The 463-nt window shown below is 65.7% G+C and carries 1 pseudogene; it reads left to right on the top strand.

Going from position 1 to position 463, the window contains the following annotated elements:
• Window positions 1–213: pseudogene (locus RM704_RS44695) on the top strand (helix-turn-helix domain-containing protein); the annotation flags it as partial.
• Window positions 214–463: the final 250 nt, after the last annotated feature.

Genomic DNA, 463 nt, shown 5'->3' with positions numbered 1-463 from the left:
CACCACCACATGGACGTGGCGCGGGCCTGGCTGTGGGACGGAAACCGGGCAAAGGCCCTCACCGAGCTGGAGACGGCTGAGCGGATCGCGCCGCAGCTCGTGCGGAACCATCCCATCGCCCGTTCAACGCTTCGCAGCATCGTCTACGCGGAACGAGCAGCCACGAGGGAGAAGCTGCGGCACATGTCCGACCGCTTTCACCTGGACGGATAGGGGTCGTATTCCTCCGGCTCATATTCGAGGCTCGTCCTGTCCCTAACTTCGGGGCATGACGCGACGACGTTCTTCTCATCTTCCTTCGCAGGGAACCGAGTTAGGCACGGCGGCACCTTTCCGTCCACTGCTCGGCGACCTCGCCACGGACAGCGCTCGCGATGGCCGTGTGGGTGTCGTAGTCGCTCTCCCTGGTGAGGGCTCTGCGACGACGTACCACCTGCGTCCGGCTGGTAGCGGGGCCCCCTGG

The organism is Streptomyces gottesmaniae (assembly GCF_031845845.1).
GTDB classification, from domain to species: Bacteria; Actinomycetota; Actinomycetes; order Streptomycetales; family Streptomycetaceae; genus Streptomyces; species Streptomyces akebiae.
This window is presented reverse-complemented; position numbering and strand designations above follow the sequence as displayed.